General features: G+C 67.7%; 19 protein-coding genes. 11 read left to right on the top strand and 8 right to left on the bottom strand.

Annotation, left to right across the window (positions count from 1 at the left end):
• The first annotated feature begins 17 nt into the window (after window positions 1-17).
• A complete protein-coding gene (locus tag AC1M2K_RS00405; protein WP_480239392.1) occupies window positions 18-1,625 on the top strand; it encodes an ABC-F family ATP-binding cassette domain-containing protein in 1,608 nt (535 codons plus the stop codon).
• A 3-nt stretch (window positions 1,626-1,628) separates the two neighbouring features.
• On the opposite strand, the gene AC1M2K_RS00400 is transcribed toward AC1M2K_RS00405, so the two are convergent.
• The 3 genes from AC1M2K_RS00400 to AC1M2K_RS00390 form a co-directional block, all read right to left on the bottom strand.
• The gene (locus AC1M2K_RS00400) at window positions 1,629-1,991 is read right to left on the bottom strand and encodes a hypothetical protein (RefSeq protein WP_480239391.1); all 363 of its coding nucleotides are present in this window, start codon (window positions 1,989-1,991) and stop codon (window positions 1,629-1,631) included.
• 66 nt (window positions 1,992-2,057) lie between these two features.
• The gene (locus AC1M2K_RS00395) at window positions 2,058-2,936 is read right to left on the bottom strand and encodes a carbohydrate kinase family protein (protein ID WP_480239390.1); all 879 of its coding nucleotides are present in this window, start codon (window positions 2,934-2,936) and stop codon (window positions 2,058-2,060) included.
• A gap of 61 nt (window positions 2,937-2,997) precedes the next feature.
• Complete coding sequence (locus AC1M2K_RS00390) at window positions 2,998-3,624, bottom strand: SACE_7040 family transcriptional regulator (protein WP_480237447.1); 627 nt, start codon at window positions 3,622-3,624, stop codon at window positions 2,998-3,000.
• 233 nt (window positions 3,625-3,857) lie between these two features.
• On the opposite strand from AC1M2K_RS00390, the gene AC1M2K_RS00385 reads away from it, so the two are divergent.
• The 8 genes from AC1M2K_RS00385 to AC1M2K_RS00350 all read left to right on the top strand — a co-directional run bounded on the left by AC1M2K_RS00385 (window position 3,858) and on the right by AC1M2K_RS00350 (window position 13,347).
• Entirely contained in the window at window positions 3,858-5,465 is a 1,608-nt protein-coding gene (locus AC1M2K_RS00385) for a carboxyl transferase domain-containing protein (RefSeq protein ID WP_480239389.1), read from the top strand.
• Window positions 5,466-5,469: 4 nt separating this feature from the next.
• Complete coding sequence (locus AC1M2K_RS00380) at window positions 5,470-7,524, top strand: acetyl/propionyl/methylcrotonyl-CoA carboxylase subunit alpha (RefSeq protein WP_480239388.1); 2,055 nt, start codon at window positions 5,470-5,472, stop codon at window positions 7,522-7,524.
• Window positions 7,521-8,687 carry an acyl-CoA dehydrogenase family protein gene (locus AC1M2K_RS00375; protein ID WP_480239387.1) on the top strand — a complete coding sequence of 389 codons (1,167 nt, stop codon included), beginning with the start codon at window positions 7,521-7,523 and terminating at the stop codon, window positions 8,685-8,687. Before AC1M2K_RS00380 ends, AC1M2K_RS00375 begins: the two co-directional genes overlap by 4 nt.
• Before the next feature lie 45 nt (window positions 8,688-8,732).
• Entirely contained in the window at window positions 8,733-9,218 is a 486-nt protein-coding gene (locus AC1M2K_RS00370; protein WP_480239386.1) for a MaoC family dehydratase, read from the top strand.
• Window positions 9,215-10,060 carry an HpcH/HpaI aldolase/citrate lyase family protein gene (locus AC1M2K_RS00365; protein WP_480239385.1) on the top strand — a complete coding sequence of 282 codons (846 nt, stop codon included), beginning with the start codon at window positions 9,215-9,217 and terminating at the stop codon, window positions 10,058-10,060. Before AC1M2K_RS00370 ends, AC1M2K_RS00365 begins: the two co-directional genes overlap by 4 nt.
• Before the next feature lie 265 nt (window positions 10,061-10,325).
• Window positions 10,326-11,273 carry an aldo/keto reductase gene (locus tag AC1M2K_RS00360; protein ID WP_480239384.1) on the top strand — a complete coding sequence of 316 codons (948 nt, stop codon included), beginning with the start codon at window positions 10,326-10,328 and terminating at the stop codon, window positions 11,271-11,273.
• Window positions 11,274-11,350: 77 nt separating this feature from the next.
• Window positions 11,351-12,739 (top strand): M16 family metallopeptidase, encoded by a 1,389-nt coding sequence (locus tag AC1M2K_RS00355; RefSeq protein WP_480239383.1) that lies wholly within the window; start codon window positions 11,351-11,353, stop codon window positions 12,737-12,739.
• Between the two features lie 5 nt (window positions 12,740-12,744).
• Window positions 12,745-13,347, top strand: coding sequence for a histidine phosphatase family protein (locus AC1M2K_RS00350; protein ID WP_480238432.1), 603 nt, complete (start codon window positions 12,745-12,747; stop codon window positions 13,345-13,347).
• Window positions 13,348-13,355: 8 nt separating this feature from the next.
• Here the strand turns inward: AC1M2K_RS00350 and AC1M2K_RS00345 are convergent, their stop codons facing one another.
• Window positions 13,356-13,814, bottom strand: a complete 459-nt coding sequence (locus tag AC1M2K_RS00345) for a GNAT family N-acetyltransferase (protein WP_480237439.1) — start codon at window positions 13,812-13,814, stop codon at window positions 13,356-13,358.
• Window positions 13,815-13,860: 46 nt separating this feature from the next.
• On the opposite strand from AC1M2K_RS00345, the gene dapB reads away from it, so the two are divergent.
• Entirely contained in the window at window positions 13,861-14,601 is a 741-nt protein-coding gene (gene dapB / locus AC1M2K_RS00340) for a 4-hydroxy-tetrahydrodipicolinate reductase (RefSeq protein WP_480239382.1), read from the top strand.
• Window positions 14,598-15,038, top strand: a complete 441-nt coding sequence (locus tag AC1M2K_RS00335; protein WP_480239381.1) for a hypothetical protein — start codon at window positions 14,598-14,600, stop codon at window positions 15,036-15,038. The genes dapB and AC1M2K_RS00335 overlap by 4 nt, the downstream gene beginning before the upstream one ends.
• 192 nt (window positions 15,039-15,230) lie before the next feature.
• Here the strand turns inward: AC1M2K_RS00335 and AC1M2K_RS00330 are convergent, their stop codons facing one another.
• The 4 genes from AC1M2K_RS00330 to AC1M2K_RS00315 form a co-directional block, all read right to left on the bottom strand.
• Window positions 15,231-16,124 (bottom strand): TIGR01777 family oxidoreductase, encoded by an 894-nt coding sequence (locus AC1M2K_RS00330; protein ID WP_480239380.1) that lies wholly within the window; start codon window positions 16,122-16,124, stop codon window positions 15,231-15,233.
• A gap of 28 nt (window positions 16,125-16,152) precedes the next feature.
• A complete protein-coding gene (locus AC1M2K_RS00325) occupies window positions 16,153-16,578 on the bottom strand; it encodes an OsmC family peroxiredoxin (RefSeq protein ID WP_480239379.1) in 426 nt (141 codons plus the stop codon).
• Window positions 16,579-16,657: 79 nt separating this feature from the next.
• On the bottom strand, window positions 16,658-17,131 hold the full coding sequence (locus tag AC1M2K_RS00320) for a DUF4395 domain-containing protein (protein ID WP_480239378.1): 474 nt from the start codon (window positions 17,129-17,131) through the stop codon (window positions 16,658-16,660).
• Window positions 17,118-17,597 carry a TlpA family protein disulfide reductase gene (locus tag AC1M2K_RS00315; protein WP_480239377.1) on the bottom strand — a complete coding sequence of 160 codons (480 nt, stop codon included), beginning with the start codon at window positions 17,595-17,597 and terminating at the stop codon, window positions 17,118-17,120. The genes AC1M2K_RS00320 and AC1M2K_RS00315 overlap by 14 nt, the downstream gene beginning before the upstream one ends.
• Window positions 17,598-17,667: the final 70 nt, after the last annotated feature.

Genomic DNA, 17,667 nt, shown 5'->3' with positions numbered 1-17,667 from the left:
GAATACTTCGGAGTCTTATGTTTACGCACACCCAGTCATCCGTCACCCTGACCGACCTCGGTCTCCGCTGGCCCGACGGCGAAACGGCCCTGTCCGGGATCTCGGGCAGCTTCGGATCCGGTCGCACCGGACTCGTCGGTACCAACGGCTCAGGCAAGTCGACGCTGCTGCGCCTCATCGCCGGGCAGCTCGTTCCGACATCCGGCCGCATCGTCACCGCCGGTGACGTCGGCTACCTGCCCCAGACGCTCACCCTGCGCGTCGATTCCACTGTCGCCGATCTTCTCGGCATCAGCGGCAAGCTCTCCTCGCTGCGAGCCATCGAATCCGGCGACGTGTCCGAGCATCATTTCGAGGTGCTCGGCGACGACTGGGACATCGAAACGCGAGCGGATGCCGTTCTGCGCGAGATCGGGCTGTCGGCCGCCGACCTCGATCGTCGCGTGAGCCAGATCTCCGGCGGAGAGGTGATGCTTGTGGCGACGGCAGGCCTGCGTCTCCGGCGCACAGCCATCACCCTGCTCGACGAGCCGACGAACAACCTTGATCGGGATGCCCGCGGGCGTCTGGCCGGATTGGTCTCGTCGTGGTCGGGCACGCTGATCGTGGTGAGCCACGATGTGTCGCTGCTCGAGCAGATGGACGAGACCGCTGAACTCTACGGGGGAGAGCTGTCGGTGTTCGGGGGCCCGTACAGCGAATGGCGGGCGCATCTCGAGCAGGAACAAGGCGCGGCCCAGCGTGCGGCGCGAGCCGCCGAGCAGTCCGTGAGAGTCGAGAAGCGCCAGCGGATCGAAGCCGAGTCGAAGATCGCGACGCGGGCGCGGATGGGGCAGAAGGCCTTCGAGAACAAGCGTGCGCCGAAGATCGTCATGAACAATCGCCGGTCAGAGGCGCAGGTGTCCGCGGCAAAGCTCCGCTCAGGAATGGACGCCGACGTGAGATCCGCACAGTCCGCGCTGGCTCTGGCCGAGTCCCGGGTTCGTGACGACGACCAGATCAGGCTCGATCTGCCTGACCCGGATGTCGCACCCGGCCGCATGATCGCCGAACTGCGGGCCGCCAACCGCACCGTCATCCTTCAGGGACCGGAGCGAGTCGCGATCGTCGGGCCGAACGGAGTCGGCAAGACGACCCTGCTCGAAGGCCTCGTCCACGACCGGATGCCGCAACAGGGAGCGGTGGAAACACGGCGGCTCACCGACCGTGTGGGCTACCTTCCTCAGCGCCTCGACGGCCTCGACGAGCAGTCGAGCGTTCTCGAGAACGTGCAGGCTGCGGCGCCGGAGCTGGCCCCAGGCATCCTGCGCAATCGACTCGCTCGCTTCCTGCTTCGGGGCGACAGCGTGCACCGCCCGGTGCACACACTCTCGGGCGGCGAACGGTTCCGTGTCTCACTTGCGCGTCTGCTCTTCGCCGATCCGCCTGCGCAACTGCTGGTGCTCGACGAGCCGACGAACAACCTTGACCTCCAGAGCGTCGACCAACTCGTGGACGCCCTGCTGAGCTACCGCGGTGCCGTGCTTCTCGTCAGTCACGACGACGCGTTCCTGAAGCGGCTCCAGCTCGATACCGTCCTCGAACTCAACGCCGACGGGGAGCTCACCGAAATCGAACTCGACTGACGGTCAGTCCGATTCGCTGTCGTCGTGGTGCGACCGTCGCGCGCGTTGCTCGTCGGCCATGATCAGCGCGAGACCGACGATCGCCACCACGGCGACGGCGAGAAGCAGCACGCCGAACCAGTTCCAGAACGTGGCGAAGATCACGTCGGCGAACAGGATGAGCAGCGTTGTGAGCACGGCGATACCGGCGAGAATGCCGAGGGCCACGTTCACGCGGTGCCGGCTGAGCGATCCGCTGCGGAACGTCGACCCGGAGACCCGGTCCAGGTTGGGGAACAGCACCTCGACCGCCGGGTGGACCGGCTCGGTCGACGGCACACCGGTCGGCTGTGCCGTCGGTTGGGCCTCGTCATCGCTGCGCGCCATGAGGCCATGGTAGGTCACCGTGTGAGGAAGAGAATTGTCTGTACCCGAGAGTGAGGCGGCTCCCCACTATCCGGTCGCGCGCGACGCGTCGCCGAGCACGGCATCCAGCACCGGCGTCAGATGCCGTGACTCGAGAGCGACGGATGCCTGTCGAGCGCCCGCCGACAGTGCAGCGTCGATCGACGCACCCGCGAGATGGGCAGCGAGGTAGCCGGCGAAGAACGCGTCCCCGGCGCCGTTGGTGTCCACGATCATCTCGACCGGAGCAGCGGGAACCCGGTGAACAGCCAACTCGTCGTCGACCGCCATCGCTCCGTCGGCACCGAGCGTGCAGACGACGAGCCTGGCTCCGTCGGCGATACACCCGCGCATGAACTCGACCGGATCGCCGAGGCCGTCCGCGTTCATGAAGATGTATGAGGCCGCGTCGATGAACGGCCGGTGGAACGGGTTCACGCCGTCGTAGTCATGGATGTCCGTCCAGACTTCGATCCCGGCGTTCCGCACCGGTTCGATCAGCGCGAGCGACGATTCCGCCAGGTCGAGCACGGCGATGTCCGAACTCGTCGCGAGCTCGATGGCCGAAGCCCGGTCTTCGCGCGGTGTGGGCGTGCTCAGGTAGATGGACAGTCGCTTCCCGGCAGGCGTCATGAGGTTGAGGTGACGCTCCGACGCCCCGTCGGCATCCTCGGCGACGAAAGTCAGCCCGGCGCCCACGAGCGTCGCCAGGATGCGCTCGCCGACGGCATCCTGAGCGACGAGGGTGTGCAGCACGACATCGCACCCGAGAGCTGAGAGGTTCAGCGCCTTGCCTGCGGATGTTCCCCCGAGCGTCTCGTAGGAATCCCGCGCGAACAGGGTGTGCGCCCGAGCGGCCGGAAGCTCGTTGACAGAGACGAGCTGGTTCCAGGACACGGGGCCGGAGACGAGGATGCGCGGTGACATGCCACCATCCAAGCGGTCGGAGGGTGAGAAACGTGCCCGACCCGCAGGAGGATCTGCGGGATTACCGGAGTGCGGCAAGCGCCATTCGTTCGAGAACGTCGCGGAGCGCGTCGTGGGGGAGCTCATGGCCGCTGTACGGCGTCGAGTTCATCAGCCCGAACGTCGCGTGTGCTCGGATCCTGAGAACGGCAACGTCCACGCCGGGCTGCATCCGCTGGAGGATGCCGACCCACAGTTCCACATAGCGGCGCTGGAGGGTTCTGACGGTGTGGCGGTCGTCGTCGGAGAGACTGTCGAGGTCGCGATCCTGCACGCGGATCACGTCCGGGTTCGCGAGCGCGAAACGCACATGGAACTCGACCAGAGCCCGCAGTGCGAGTTCGCCGCCTGGGGCTCGGGTGACGACCTCGGTGCCGCCGTGGAGGAGTTCGCGGCTCACATCGATGAGGATCGCTGCGAGGAGCGCCTGCTTGCTCTCGAAGTGCCGGTAGACGGCAGGGCCGCTCATGCCGACCGCAGACCCGAGGTCTTCGATCGAGACGCCGTTGAACCCGCGATCGGCGAAGTGCCGCGCTGCGGCGCTCAGAAGTGCTTCGCGGCGCTGTGCCTTGGCCTCGCTCCTGCCCAGGCGAAGTGATGAGGTGTCGTCGGTGTCGTGTCGTGATGCGAGCTGGGTGTCGTCGGCCATGGCGTCCTCCATTGGAAGCGAAGCGGGACGGTGTGGGGTGAATTCATCGTGACGATGACGTCAGTTAGTGCATCGTAACCGACCCGACCCACGTCCTCAAGTCGGGTATCGGGATGCGTCACGCCGCCCGTCGCTGTCGTGCTGGACTTTCCAGTTAGCTCGTACTAACCTTATCGTCAGTTAGTGACGCCTAACCGAGTTGGTCAGCGTCCTCGAGCGCACAAGGAATGTCAATGCAGACACTGATCTCGTCGGTCTCTCCGTCGAGCGATTCGTTCGCGCGTAACGACGCTGAGCAACGCAAGCTCGTCGCCGACCTGCGTGAACGCCTCGCTGTCGCCGCCCAGGGCGGTCCCGAGAAAGCTCGCCACCGCCACGTCTCCCGCGGCAAACTCCTGCCGAGGGAACGGATCGACGAACTCCTCGACGAGGGCAGCCCGTTCCTCGAAATCGCGCCCCTCGCCGCGACGGGCATGTACCACGACGCCAGTCCGGGAGCCGGAGTGATCGCAGGTATCGGCCTCGTCCACGGTCGCCAGGTCCTCGTGATCTCGAACGACGCCACGGTCAAAGGCGGCACGTACTACCCGCTCACGGTGAAGAAGCACCTCCGCGCCCAGGAGATCGCCCTCGAGAACCGGCTCCCATGCATCTACCTCGTCGACTCCGGTGGCGCGTTCCTGCCCATGCAGGACGAGGTGTTCCCCGACCGCGACCACTTCGGCCGCATCTTCTACAACCAGGCCCAGCTCTCCGCACGGAAGATCCCCCAGATCGCGGCCGTCCTCGGCTCGTGCACCGCCGGCGGTGCCTACGTCCCGGCGATGAGCGACGAAACCGTCATCGTGCGCGAGCAGGGCACGATCTTCCTCGGCGGCCCTCCGCTGGTCAAGGCGGCCATCGGCGAGATCGTCACCGCGGAGGAACTCGGTGGAGGTGACGTCCACGCCCGGGTCTCCGGCGTCACCGACCACCTCGCCGAAGACGACGCCCACGCCCTCTCGATCGTGCGCGACATCGTCTCGACGCTGCCGCCGGCATCCGAACCGGACTGGTCGATCGTCGAGAGCCGCGAACCGCTCGTCCCGATCGATGGGCTCTACGGGGCCGTTCCGACCGACGTGCAGGCCCCGTATGACGTACGAGAAGTCATCGCGCGTCTCGTCGACGCGAGCGAGTTCCACGAGTTCAAGAAGGAGTACGGTACCACCCTCGTCACCGGCTTCGCCCGGCTGCACGGCCACTCGGTCGGCATCGTCGCCAACAACGGCGTGCTGTTCTCCGAGTCCGCACAGAAGGGAGCGCACTTCATCGAACTGTGCGACCAACGCGGCATCCCCCTGATCTTCCTCCAGAACATCTCCGGCTTCATGGTCGGCCGGGACTACGAGGCGGGCGGCATCGCCAAACACGGCGCCAAGATGGTCACGGCCGTCGCCACCACACGCGTGCCCAAGCTCACCGTCGTGATCGGAGGATCGTTCGGCGCAGGCAACTACTCGATGTGCGGCAGGGCATACTCGCCCCGATTCCTCTGGATGTGGCCGGCTTCCCGGATTTCCGTCATGGGCGGACCCCAGGCCGCAGGCGTCCTCGCTACGGTGAAGCGTGAACAGCACGAACGTGCTGGCACCGAGTGGTCGGCCGAGGACGAGGAGACGTTCAAGACCCCGATCCGCGAACAGTTCGAACACCAGGGCAGCCCGTATTACTCGACCGCCAGGCTGTGGGACGACGGCGTCATCGACCCGGCGGACACCCGCACCCTCCTCGGTCTCGCACTCGACGTGTGTGCCAACGCCCCGTTGCCCGACTCGGCCTTCGGCCTGTTCAGGATGTGACCAGATGACCGACATCGACACCCCGCCGTTCGGCACCGTCCTCATCGCCAATCGCGGCGAGATCGCCTGCCGTGTCATCCGCACTCTCCGTACACTGGGCATCCGTTCGGTCGCCGTGTACAGCGACGCAGACCGTGACGCGAAGCATGTGACGGATGCCGACAGCGCGATCCGCATCGGCCCGGCCTCTGCCGCGAAGAGCTACCTCGACATCGCGGCCGTGATCGGTGCGGCCAGGGCGAGCGGTGCAGACGCGATCCACCCCGGCTACGGCTTCCTGTCCGAGAACGCCGCCTTCGCGAGGGCGTGCGACGACGCAGGGATCGTATTCATCGGCCCCGGCGTCGACGCACTCGAGGTCATGGGCGACAAGATCCGGTCGAAGAACCATGTGGCCGCGAGCGGTGTACCCGTCATCCCGGGCGACTCCCGGCCAGGGCTGAGCAACGCCGACCTCGCCGAAGCCGCCACCGCGGTCGGATATCCGCTGCTCATCAAGCCGTCAGCAGGCGGAGGAGGGAAGGGTATGCACGCCGTGCACGACCCGGCCGACCTCGACGCTGCGCTCGTCACGGCGCGACGGGTCGCGTCTGCCGCCTTCGGCGACGACACCCTCTTCCTCGAGCGGCTGATCCCGAGTCCCCGGCACATCGAAGTCCAGCTTCTGGCTGACAGCCACGGCACCGTCATCCATCTCGGCGAACGTGAATGTTCCCTGCAGCGCCGCCACCAGAAGGTCATCGAAGAGGCACCGTCTCCGTTGCTCGACGCGGACACCCGCCGTCGGATCGGCGAGGCGGCCTGTCGTGTCGCCGAGAGCGTCGGATACACCGGAGCGGGCACTGTCGAGTTCCTCGTGTCGGCTGAGCGCCCCGAGGAGTTCTTCTTCATGGAGATGAACACGCGGCTCCAGGTGGAGCACCCCGTCACCGAGGAGGTCACCGGCCTCGACCTGGTGGCGGAACAGGTACGCATCGCCGCCGGGCAGCCGCTCTCCATCGCCCAGTCCGACGTCACGCTCACCGGCCACGCCATAGAAGCGCGGGTGTACGCGGAGAACCCCGAGCGCGGCTTCCTGCCGGCGACAGGCACCGTCGTCGAACTGCAGGAGCCGGCAGGAGCGGGGATCCGCGTCGACAGCTCCCTTCGGCAGGGACTCGTCATCGGCAGCGACTACGACCCGATGCTCGCCAAGGTCATCGCGCACGGCGCCGACCGAGCAGAGGCTCTCCGCCGCCTCGACCGGGCGCTCGCCGAAACCACTGTGCTCGGCGTTCGCACAAACATCGAGTACCTGCGACTCCTCCTCGCCGACGCCGCCGTGCGAGCGGGCGACCTCGACACGTCCCTCATCGATCGTCGGCTGCCTGACCTCCGCTTTCGGCGACCCACAGACGAGCTCCTCGCCGCTGCCGCCCTTCTGTTGCATGCAGAACGCGAAGCGGCGTCGACCGGTTCGCCCTGGTCCCGGCCGAGCGGCTGGCGGCTGGGGAATCCGCGGCCGACGAGGTACACGTTCGCACTCGACGGAGGCGAGACCACGACGGTCTCCGTCCTCTGGAGCCCCGAAACGGCATCCGTTCGCGTCAACGACGGTGGGGCACAGGGGGCGTCGCTCCGGGCCGTCGACGGCATCGTCCACGCATTCAGCTGGGGGAGCGGCACTCGGATGCTCCGCCTCGTGCACGCCGGGACATCCGTATGGGTGTCCGACTCCGGGTACACCGTCGAGCTGCCCGTTCTCACCAGGGCCGACCGGCTGGCCGCCAGGCTCGTGCTCATCTCCCGGGCCGCCTCCCCGCACAGCCCCGAGGTGCGCTCGCCGATGCCGGGCACCGTCATCAGTGTGGACGTCGCCACCGGGTCGACGGTCGACGCAGGCAGCGCGCTCGTCGTCGTCGAGGCCATGAAGATGGAGCACAAACTCACTGCGAGCGTCGCCGGTGAGGTCACCATCCACGTCGCCGCCGGTGACCTCGTGAAGCTCGACCAGCTCGTCGCCACCCTCGTCCCGACCACTCAGCCAGAACTCTCGACTGTCGAAGGAGACACCGAATGAACACCGAACTCACCGAAGCCCACCAGAAGATCGTCGACGAGGTCAGGGACTTCGCCACAACCGTCGTGGCACCCGCCGCATACTCCTACGACACCGAACGCCGGCTGCCGATGGAGATCATCGCCCAGATGGGCGAGATGGGCCTGTTCGGTCTGCCGTTCCCCGCCGAGTACGGCGGCCAGGGCCAGGACTACTTCGCCCTCTGCCTCGCGGTCGAAGAGCTCGGCCGGGTCGACCAGTCCATCGGAGTCACCCTCGAAGCCGGTGTCGGCCTCGGCGCGATGCCCGTCTACCGGTTCGGTACGGACGCGCAGCGCGAGCAGTTCCTGCCGATGCTGGCGAAGGGCGAGGCGCTCGCCGGGTTCGGCCTCACGGAGGCGGAGGCAGGATCAGACGCGTCCGCCACGAAGACCAACGCCCACCTGGAGAACGGCGAATGGGTCATCAACGGCACGAAGCAGTTCATTACCAACTCCGGCACGCCGATCACCCGGCTCGTCACGATCACGGCCGTGACCGGTGAGAGCGAGCGGGCAGACGGAAGCGTCAAGAAGGAGCTCTCGACGATCCTCGTCCCGACGCCGATCAACGGTTTCACTGTCGAGCCCGCCTACGACAAGGTCGGCTGGCACACCTCGGACACCCACCCGCTCACCCTGAAGAACGTGCGGGTTCCCGAGGCCAACCTGCTGGGCGAGCGTGGCCGCGGCTACGCCAACTTCCTCAAGATCCTCGACGAAGGACGCATCGCGTTCGCCGCGCTCTGCACCGGCGCCGCCCAGGGTTGTGTCGACGAAGCGGTCCGGTACGCCTCGACGCGAAACGTCTTCGGCAAGAACATCGGCTCCCACCAGTACGTCGCGTTCAAGATCGCACGGATGGAAGCCCGCGCGACCGCTGCGAGGATGGCGTACTACCACGCAGCATCGCTTCTCCTGGCAGGCAAACCATTCAAGAAGGAAGCCTCCATCGCGAAGCTCGTCGGCAGCGAGGCGGCCATGGACAACGCCAGGGACGCCACCCAGATCTGGGGCGGGTACGGCTACCTCAACGAGAACACCGTTGCGCGTCACTACCGCGACTCGAAGATCCTCGAGATCGGCGAGGGCACGAGCGAAGTACAGCTGATGATCATCGCCAGGGAGCTGGGCTTCGAGGCCTAGGCTGTGGCGGGGGAAGGGCTGGACGTGTCTGGAGAAGGAGAGTCCATGGCTGGCGAACGCAGGCGGATCGAGCAGCGTGGTCTGTATTTCGAGGAGTTCGACCTCGATGCGGTCTACCTCCACCGCCCCGGCCGCACGGTGACCGAGGCGGACAACGTGTTGTTCACGACGATGACCATGAACACGCAGTCGCTTCATCTCGACGCGGCGTGGAGCGAAACGCAGCCGTTCGGCCAGCGGCTGGTGAACTCGATGTTCACCCTGTCGACGGTGGTCGGCGCGTCGGTGGCCCAGCTCAGCCAGGGCACGATCGTCGCGAACCTCGGTTTCGAGGAGGTCAGGTTTCCTGCGCCGCTCTTCCACGGGGACACGCTGTACTCCGAGACGGTGGTCCGCGCGAAGCGTCTCTCGGGCTCGCGCCCAGGTCAGGGCATCGTCACGCTCGAGCACACCGGACGCAACCAGGACGACGTCGTCGTGGTGACAGCCGTGCGGAACACGCTGATCTGGTGCAAGGACGCCGCACCGTGACCGACTTCGACCTCGGCCCAGCCCTGCTGTTCTGTCCGGCAGACCGCCCCGACCGGTATGAGAAGGCCGCGGCGCGGGCGGACGCCGTCATCCTCGACCTCGAGGACGCCGTTCTTCCCGCTGACCGGGCCGCGGCGCGGCGTGCCGTCGCGGAGCATCCGCTCGACCCGGCGACGACCATCGTGCGGCTCAACCCGGCGGGGACCGACGACTTCCACGCTGATCTCGCAGCGCTGGCTCCCACCGGTTATCGCACGGTCATGCTCGCCAAGACCGAAAGCGCTGCAGACGTGGATGCCGTCGGCATCGGTTTCCGCGTGATCGGACTGTGCGAGACGGCGCGCGGCGTGCTCGCCGCGCAGGAGATCGCCGCCCATCCGTCCACCGTCGCCCTGATGTGGGGAGCCGAGGACCTCCTCGCCTCGCTCGGGGGCACGGCGAGTCGGCGCGCCGACGGGCGTTATCGTCCGCTCGCCGTCCATGCCCGCTCGGCCGTCCTCCTTGCCGCAGGTGCCGGCGGCGTCGCGGCCATCGATTCGGTCTACCTCGACATCGCCGATCTCGCCGGTCTCGCCGACGAAGTCCATGATGCGTCCGCCTCCGGCTTCGCCGCGACGGCGTGCATCCACCCGGGCCAGGTCGCGACGATCCGCGCCGGATACGCCCCGACGGCGGCGGAGATCGCGGACGCGACAGCGGTCCTGGCGGCGGCGGAAAACGCCGCGGGCGTGTTCCGTTTCGATGGGCGGATGGTCGATGAACCGGTGCTCAGGAACGCCCGTTCGGTGATCCGCCGGGCCCGTCGTGCGGACGCCAGGAACCTGGATACCAAATCGTTATGAACTATTTGCTTCGCTGACGCCGGTGCGGTCAGTCGGTGTCGGTCCTCTGGCATATTCTGGCCACAGGTGCGGGGGCGCTGAGTCTCTCGCATCCCGCGAAATTACGGGCGAAGTGGGTGATCGGATGTCGAGGATGATGCCTCGCCTGTTCGCAGCAGACCAGCCCGATGCTGGCCCCTCAGACGACAGTCGGCCGCAGTCCCCGCGGCGCGCGGCGCGGCCGGTGAGCCCGCCGGAGGAGCACCCATCGTCACCGATCCCGGTCATGGGCGACAGCGCAGGTCTCGGCACCGCTATCAGGCGACCGCTCGGAGAGACCGACCTCAGCGTCTTCCCGCTCGCCCTCGGCACGAGTGTCTTCGGCTGGACGGCACAGGTCGACGCCAGCGCCGCGATCCTCAACCGCTACTACGACTTCGGCGGCAACTTCATCGACACGGCAGACAGCTACTCGGCCGGTCGAAGCGAACACATCATCGGCCAGTGGATGGCGCGCAGGGGCAATCGTGACCAGATCGTGCTCGCCACCAAGGTGGGCAACCACCCCGACAACCCCGGCCTCGGCCCCGTCAGCATGGTGCGGGCCGTCGAGGCGAGCCTCGAGCGACTGCAGACCGACCACATCGACCTGCTCTACTTCCACCTCGACGACCGCTCGGTTCCGCTCGAAGACAGCCTCGGCACAGCACAGTGGCTGATCGAAACCGGCAAGGTGCGCCACCTGGGTGCGTCGAACTTCAGCGCCGAACGTCTCGTCGAAGCCCGCATCCTCAGCGCGGCGGGCTACCCGCGGCTCGAAGCGCTCGAAACCCACTACAGCCTGCTGCACCGCCAGCCGTTCGAGGGTGACCTCGGGCTCGTCAGCCGCGGTCAGCGGCTCGGCGTCATGCCCTACTTCGCGCTCGAGAACGGTTTCCTCACTGGAAAGTACCGATCCAGGTCCGACCTCGACGGTTCAACTCGCGGTGCGAGGGTTGCCCGACACCTCAACCGCGGCGGACTCCGGGTGCTGCACGCCCTCGACAGCGTCGCGGCCGAGCACAACGCCCCCGTCGCGTCGATCGCACTGGCGTGGCTGCTGGCGAAACCAGGGGTCGTCGCCCCGGTTGCGAGCGCGTCGCAGGCCGACCAGATCGACGCCCTCGTGGCATCCCCGGCCATCCGGCTCACCCGTGGCCAGCTCGTCGAGCTCGAACGCGCCGCTCGCGTCTGACGCGATCGCGCCGATCAGGGCGCAAGCCCCCGGACGGGCGTGCGACAGTGTCGTCCCTCTGCCGTAGGGTGGAAGGGATGAACGGCGCCATTGACCTTCCGCTCGATGTTGCCGAGCTGTCCTTTGCTGCATCCGGCGATGCACTCGTCCGCCGGACGGTGTTGCCGAGTGGCGTTCGAATCCTCAGCGAACACGTCCCGGGCAGCCGCAGCGCGACGCTCGGTTACTGGGTCGCTGTCGGATCCCGCGACGAGCTGCCCGCCACGCCGGCCATCGGCGCATCGCCGGCCCGCGAGTCCGGCTTCGGTTCCACGCATTTCCTCGAGCACCTGCTTTTCAAGGGAACCCCGACGCGAACCTCCCTCGACATCGCGATCGCCTTCGACTCGGTCGGCGGAGAGCACAACGCGCTCACCGCCAAGGAGCACACCTGCTATTACGCGAAGGTGCGCGACCGCGACCTGGCCATGGCGGTCGACGTGATCGCCGACATGCTGACCTCGTCCCTCCTCGACCCGACGGAATTCGAAACCGAACGCGGCGTCATCCTCGAAGAGCTGGCGATGGCTGAGGACGACCCGGCAGACGTCGCGAGCCAGAACCTCTTCGAGGCCGTCCTCGGCGACCATGCCCTCGGGCGACCGATCGGCGGCACACCGGAAACCATCAGGCAGGCGACGCGCGACGCCGTCCAAGCGCACTACCGCGAGAACTACCGTCCTCAGGACCTCGTCATCACCGCGGCAGGGGCTGTCGACCACGACGCCCTCGTCGCCGACGTCACCCATGCACTCGTCGCGGCCGGCTGGGACCTCTCGGTGACGGCGCGTCCGGTCGAACGTCGCGGCCTGGACGAATCGACCGTCACCAGGCGCTCTCACCTCTCGGTCGAGACCCGACCGATCGAACAGGTTCACGTGCTGATCGGATTCCCGGGCCTCGCGGCATCCGACGACCGACGGCTGACCATGGGAGTGCTTAACTCCATCCTCGGCGGCGGGATGTCGTCGCGGCTGTTCCAGGAGATCCGCGAGAAGCGCGGGCTGGCCTACTCGGTGTACTCCTTCGGTGCGTCGTACTCAGACGCCGGAGTCTTCGGGCTCTACGGGGCATGCTCCCCGGCGAAGGCCCGCCAGGTCGCCGACCTCATGCTGTCCGAGCTGCGTCGGCTGGCAGCAGACGGCGTGACCGACGAAGAACTCGCGCGCGCCAACGGCCAGCTGTCCGGAGCATCCGCCCTCGCACTCGAAGATTCCGATACCCGGATGTCCCGGCTCGGCCGCGCCGAGATCACCCTCGGTGAATTCATCGACCTCGACGAGAGCCTTCGCAGGCTCGCGCTGGTCACCGCCGCCGAGGTCCAGGCTCTCGCCGCGGACCTCGTCTCCCGCCCTCTCTCCCTCGCCGCCGTCGGAGCCGTCGATGATGACGTGTTCGCCGGATTCGGCGAGGACCATCAGGAGTGACTCTCGTGTCCCAGTACATCTATCTCGTCCGCCACGGTGAGCAGCAGGACGCCCAGCACGGTATGGGCGACGGCCCGCTCTCCGCCCGCGGACGGCGCCAGGCCCAGTTCCTCGCCGAACGCATCGGCGGTCTCCCGATGACCGCGGCCTATCACTCCCCGCTGCAGCGTGCGTCGGAGACGGCTCGCATCATCGGTGAACGGATGCCGTCGATCGAGTCGCAGCCCAGCGCCCTCCTGATGGACTGTGTCCCGACCGGGCGCACCCCGGAGATGCCGTCGTCGTACGCGCCGTTCTTCGGGTCGGTGACCGAGGCCGAGATCGATGCGGGAGCCGCCCAGATGTCCGACGCTGTCTCCGAGTTCCTTGCTCCGCGAAAGGGTGACCGCCACGACCTGCTCATCACCCACAACTTCGTCATCGCCTGGTTCGTGCGCGAGGTCCTCGGCGCCCCGGCGTGGCGGTGGATGACTCTCGACCAGGCGCACTGCGGCCTCACCATCATCCAGCGCAAGCCCGGCCGGCCCTGGACGCTGCTCACCCACAACGACCTCGGCCACCTGCCGATGGAAGTGCGAACAGGCCTGCCAGACCCGCTCCTGGTCTGAGACCGGCGTCAGAGAACGAGTTCCTTGCGGTACCAGTTCGTGGCGTTCGGGTTGTCGTTGTACGGCTCGACGCTGGCGTAGCCCATCGACTGGTACAGCCCTCCGGCAGCAGTGAGCGTGGCGTTCGTGTCGAGCACCACCTCTGTGGCCCCGAACTCGATCGCGCGCCGTTCCAGGTCGGCGAGGAGTTCACGGCCCCAGCCCTTGCCGCGCGTCTCCGGGCGGAGGAAGAGGTGCTTCACCTCGTAGCGTTCGGGGCTCAGCCGGCGGATGCCGCCGCACCCGACGGCGCGATCGCCGTCATGAACGAGAACGAAGACTCCAGCGGGCGGATCGAACTGTTCGGCAGCCGGGAACGAGATGGAGTACTCGCCGCCGACGAAGCTCAACTCGCGGCTGTGGAAATACTCCCAGAGGAGTTCCTGCGCGGTCGGGTCGGTGACGGGGGCTGTGGTGAAATCGGGCACCTGTCCAGCCTAAACCGACGGCGCTGGCGGCCTGTAGATTGGGAGCATGGGAACGAGCGTGGCAGTGGTCGGGGCAAGCGGCACGATGGGGCAGTTGTTCACACGGCTGATCGATGAGTCCCAGGGGTTCGAGGTGATCGCCAGGCTCGGTTCGTCCAGCGCTCTCGAGGAGATGGACGGCGCGGACATCGTCGTGGATGTGACCGCCCCCGCGGTCTCGCAAAAGGTCGTCTCCCACGCCATTCGTTCTGGCGCCAACGTGCTCGTCGGCACCTCGGGCTGGTCGCGTGAGCGACTCGCGGCGCTCAAGACCGAACTCGCGGACCGCGACAGCGGAGTTCTCGTCATCCCCAACTTCTCGCTCGGCTCGGTGCTCGGCACGACGCTCGCGACCATCGCCGGCCGGTTCTTCGACTCGATCGAGATCGTCGAAGCGCACAAGGCGACCAAGATCGATTCGCCGAGCGGCACCGCCGTGCGCACGGCCGAGCTCATCGGCGAGGCCAGGTCGGGTCTCGGGCCTGTCGAAGCACCGCACACCGACCAGCGGGCCCGCGGCCAGCAGGTGTCGAGCATCCCGATCCACAGCCTCAGGCTCACCGGCATCGTCGCCCGCCAGGAAGTCGTGTTCGGCGGCACTGGGGAGACCCTCTCGATCACCCACAACACGATCGATGCGAGCTCGTACGAGCAGGGCATCCTGCTCGCGCTCGAGGCCGCCCGCACGGCGACCGGCCTGACCGTCGGCCTGGAGAACCTGATGGACCTCGGGATCTCCCGCGCATGACCACTCGAATCGGCGTGGCCGTGATGGCCGTCCTGCTCGTGCTGTACCTCGTTCTCGTCGGCGACCGCGCGGTGAAGTTCCTGCTCACGGGTGAGCCCGTCGCAATCGTGATCGGTGCGGCGCTGATCGTTTTGCCGATCATCGGCGGTTGGGCGCTGGTCCGTGAGCTGCTGTTCGGGGTCAGGGCAGAGAAGCTCGGCCGCATCCTCGAATCCGAGAACGCGCTCCCGGCAGATGAGCTCCCGTTGCGCCCGAGCGGACGCCCCGAGCGCGACTCGGTCGACGCTGTGTTCCCGGAGTACCGCGCGGCCGTCGAGGCCGCACCGGAGGACTGGAGGGCGTGGTACCGACTCGGTCTCGCCTACGACGGCGCCGGTGACCGCAGGCGCGCCCGCGAGGCGATCCGCGAGGCGATCAGGCTCAACTCGGCGTCCTGACCCGCTGCTGTGCGCCCTGCCGCGGGCGTGCGGTTGGTCCCAAAGGGTCGTTCATGCCGTGCGCGAGTAACCCTTTGGGCGAAGTCGATCCCGACGGGGCATCCGCAGCCGGCACGTTCGAGTCGCCTCGAACGGCTGTTCGTCATGCGTCTGAAGCGCGTTTGGCGGCTACTCGGCGCACGGCGCCCGCGATCAGCGCCCGCGGATCAACGCCGCGTCGACGGCCTTCTCCACGGTGCGGTGCGTGAAGACGAACCCGTCGCCGAGGAGCCGCGCCGGCTGCGGGTGCTGATCCACCAGCAGCAGGTCGCGTGCCGCATCGCCGAGGGCAGCCGTCACCGCGAACGCAGGGACCGGGAGGAAGAAGGGTCGGTTCAGCCTCATGGCGAGGTGACGCATCAGATCGTTGGCGGATGCCGCGGTCGGTCCCGTGACGTTGACCGGTCCGGCGAGTGTCCCGTCGAGAAGGTGCACGAGCGCCCTCGTCTCGTCGACAAGACTCACCCACGGCCACAGCTGTTCGCCGCCACCGAGGGGCCCGCTGAGCCCGGCGCGGGTGAGGAGCAGCAACGGCTTGAGCACGCCGTCCGTCGCCACGACGATGCCGCTGCGCGCGATCACGACGCGGGTGACGTCGTCGGCGCGACGTGCAGTGCGTTCCCACTCGGCGGTGACGTCGCTGAGGAACCCCGTTCCGCGCGCGCTGTCCTCGGTGAGAGTCTCATGCGGACGCGACCCGTAATAGCCGGCAGCGGATGAGCTGATGAACACCTCGGGAGGCACGGCGGCGGCGCGGATCGCCGTGACGAGCGTGCTCGTCGCCGCAACCCGGGATGCGAGGATCTCGCGTTTGTACCCCGGCGTCCACGGCAGGCGCCCGATCGAGGCACCGGAGAAGTTGACGACGGCTGTGGCACCGTCGAGCGCAGCCGGGTCGATGGTGCGCGACGCCGGATCCCAGAGCACGTCGCCCGGCCCTGGGTTCTTCCGAACCAGGCGGACCACCTCGTCGCCCCTCGCACGCAGTTCCTCGGTGAGCGCGGTTCCGATCAGGCCGGACGCACCGGCGATGACGACGCGCTTCACGGCGTCCGTCCGCCGATCGTGAGCGGCATCAGGCGAGGCTCGCCTCGATCGTGATCGGGATGCCCGCGAGTGCCTGCGACACCGGGCACGACGCCTTCGCCTCTGTGGCGATGCGCTCGAAATCCTCTTCGCTGATGCCAGGGACCCTCGCGCTCACGAGCAGGTGACTTCCCGTGATGCCCGTGCCGGGCTGGAACGTGACGGCCGCGGTGGTCTGGATGCTCTCGGGCGGGTTGCCTGCCTCGGTGAGCATGTTCGAGAACTGCATGCTGAAGCAGGCGGAGTGCGCCGCCCCGAGCAGTTCCTCGGGGGTGGTGACGCTTTCGGAGCCTTCAGTGCGGGCCTTCCAGTTCACCGGCAGGCTCGCTGCCTTCGAGGAGTCGAGTGAGACCGTTCCCTCGCCCTCGAAAAGTGTTCCGTTCCAGACGGTCGTTGCTTCGCTGGTTGCAGCCATGGCATCCTCCATACTCGCGTGCGGGCCTGTCGCCGCACGCCGAGCCTAACGGTTCACCCTGGCGTTATCACCCTCGGATTCAGGGTGCGACCGGCGTGCGGCCGAGCACACCTGCACGGACGAGAAGCAGGTAGACCTGGCACCCGATGCAGTATCCGAAGACCGAGTTGAGGAACGCGGCGATGAAGGCGACGGATGCGGCGACGACGAGAGCGCCGGGAACAGACAGCAGATGCAGAACGAGACCGAGCGCGGTGACAGCGAAGCCGATGCCCTGCGCGAAGGTCGGCGGGCGTGGGTCCTCGAGCTCGTCCTGGGCAGACAGCCGCGGCCGGACCAGCCGGGCGAACAGCACACCGTACGGATGACGACGGATGCCGGCGAACGCGCCCCACGCGAACAGTGCGGTCACCAGCAGGTACAGCACGAGCGTCACCGTCGAGGCGCCGACGAGTCCGGTGAAAACGATCGCGGCCAGGAGGACTGCAGTGATGCCTGCGCCGAAACGCGGGCCCCGCGGATCGATGCCGCGGCTGGGGTCAGTGCTGGACATGGCTGCTCCTGGGAAGACGGGCGGGGCTGTGAGGACTGGAGGGAAGGGGAGCGAGGACCGCTTCGATGGCGGAACGCTGGGGTACCCCGGCGCTGCGGGCCATCTGGCGACCGGCGGCGTCGAGAACGAGCACCGTGGGCGTCTGGGTGACCCGGAACCGGGCGGCGAGGTCCTGTCTGGAGGTGAGGTCGACGACAGCGACGTCGACGCCGCCGACTCCTGATGCGACCGTGCGCAGCATCCGCTCGGTCGATGGGCAACGGGAGCAGAATTCGGTACTGAACTGCACGAGGGTCGCCCGGTCGCCGAATGCCACGTTCCCGTCGAAGTCGGCCGGTGTGAACGCGTCGTCGTCCGTGTCGGTTGCCCGCACGACCCTGCCGTCTCGTCGACGCCAGAGCGCGCCCGCGAGGGTTGACACGCCGGCCAGGCCGGCGATGGCCACAGCGGCGAGAAGGGGATCCATTCCCACACTGTATGAATCGCCCGAGCCCGGCGGCCCCGTGTGACAAAGAATGACGGACGCGCCGGGGGAG

The organism is Mycetocola sp. Y171 (assembly GCF_056713165.1).
The sequence above is the reverse complement of the archived record's forward strand: the minus strand, read 5'-3'. Positions and strand labels throughout refer to the sequence as shown.